Origin of the sequence: Cellulosimicrobium sp. Marseille-Q4280 (assembly GCF_943181405.1) — a bacterium.
Classification (GTDB): Bacteria; Actinomycetota; Actinomycetes; order Actinomycetales; family Cellulomonadaceae; genus Cellulosimicrobium.
Genome location: NZ_CALPBY010000012.1, coordinates 1 through 1,901, shown reverse-complemented (window position 1 = coordinate 1,901; position 1,901 = coordinate 1). Strand labels below are relative to the sequence as shown.

Sequence of the window (1,901 nt, the reverse complement as noted above, 5' to 3'; positions counted from 1 at the left end):
GGTACTACGAGGTGTTCCTCGGGCGGGCGCCGGACTTCGGGGGTAAGTCGTACTGGGGTGGTGTGCTGCTCACGCGTGGTGAGGGTGCGGTGCGGGAGGGGATCGCGGGCTCGGTCGAGTACCGCAACCTCGCCCTCCGCCGGTTCCCCTGACGATCATGCGCTCCCGGTCGGTCGTCCAGGCGCTGGTGCTCACCATGGTGGGCCTCCTCGCCGTCGTCGTGCCGACCGCACCGCCGGCCGCAGCGGCCGACGGCACGATCACGTTCGCCGGCCGTGGCTACGGGCACGGACGGGGCATGGGCCAGTACGGAGCGCTCGGGTACGCCGTCGACCACGGGTGGTCCCACGCGCAGATCCTGCAGCACTTCTACGGTGGGACGAGTCTGCGGAGCGACGCCGGGAACGGTTCCCTCTCCGTCGAGCTCCTCCGCAAGACCGGGTCCGACACGATCGTCACGGGCCCGTCCCTCCGCGTGAACGGCGCGGCCGCCGGTGCCTCGGCGGTGCGGCTCGTGCGCGTCGCGGACGGGCGCCTGCGGTACCACACGGGCCCCGGGTGCGCCGGGCCGTGGTCCGACCGGGGGGAGGTCGCGTCAGGCGCCGTCGTCTCGACGGCCGCCGACCCGGCGAACGTCGCGAACCTCCTCCAGCTGTGCGAGGCCGGGGTCGACCACGGCTACCGGGGCACGTTGCGGGCCGTCGCGGCCGGGGGGACGCAGTTCACCGTCAACACGCTCCCGGTGAACTCCTACCTGCGGGGCGTCGTGCCGCGGGAGATGCCGGCGTCGTGGGGAGCGCTCGGCGGCGGACGTGGTGCACAAGCGCTGCGGGCCCAGACCGTGGCTGCGCGCTCCTACGCGCTCGCCCCGCGCGGCGTGCGGGCCTCTGGAGCCCAGACGTGCGACACGACGGCGTGCCAGGTGTACCTCGGCGCGACGACGGTCACGGACGCGGGGGCGCGAGCGTCCCTCGAGCACGCCCTGTCGGACGCTGCGGTCTCGGGGACGTCGGGACAGGTCATGCGCCACGCCGACAACCGCGTCGCGCTCACCGAGTTCAGCAGCTCGACCGGCGGGTACTCCGCCGGAGGGACGTTCCCGGCCGTCGTGGACGCCGGGGACGCGACCGCGAGCAACCCGCACCGCTCGTGGGCCGTGACGTTCACCCCGGAGGAGCTCTCGGCACGCCTGGGCGTCGGGACGGTCACGGGCGTGCGAGTCGCTGCCCGCAACGGGCTCGGCGAGCTCGGGGGCCGGGCGACGCGGGTGGACGTCACCACGACGGGCGGGCAGGTCGTGGCGCTCACAGGGAGCCAGGTCCGCACCCGGCTCGGGCTCAAGAGCGACTGGTTCACCGTCTCCGGGGTCTCGCCGGCCGAGGCCCAGTCGGTGGTGCGGGCGTTGTACGAGGACCTGCTGGAGCGCCCGGTGGACGCGGCGGGTCTGTCCACCTGGTCGTCCGCGCTGGTCTCGGGGACGAGCCGTGCCGCTCTGGTGCGGTCGTTGACGCGGTCGGAGGAGTACGTGCGGCTGCGGGTGCGTGAGGCGTACGTGGACGTGCTGGGTCGTCAGCCGGATGCTGCGGGGTTGAACAGCTGGACGCGGGGTGTGATGTCGGGGGACATCTCGGTGGACGCGGTGGCGTTGTTGTTCTACCGGACGCCGGAGTTCTACCAGCGGTCGGGGGGCAACGACGACGCGTTCGTGCGGCGGTTGTACCAGGTGATGCTCGGGCGGTCGGCGTCGGCGTCGGAGGTGGCGCACTGGCGTGGGCAGATCGCGTCGTCGGGCCGGGCGGCGGTGGCGTCCGGGGTGTGGTGGTCTCGGGAGGCGGCGAACAACCGGGCGGGCGGGTACTACGAGGTGTTCCTCGGGCGCGCGCCGGACTTCGGGGGTAAGT

Annotated in this window: 1 protein-coding gene; it reads left to right on the top strand. The window is 73.6% G+C overall.

Going from position 1 to position 1,901, the window contains the following annotated elements; genetic code table 11:
• Positions 1-157 precede the first annotated feature (157 nt).
• On the top strand, positions 158-1,901 hold a 1,744-nt coding region (locus NFS20_RS22220), incomplete at its 3' end, for a DUF4214 domain-containing protein (protein WP_285821171.1).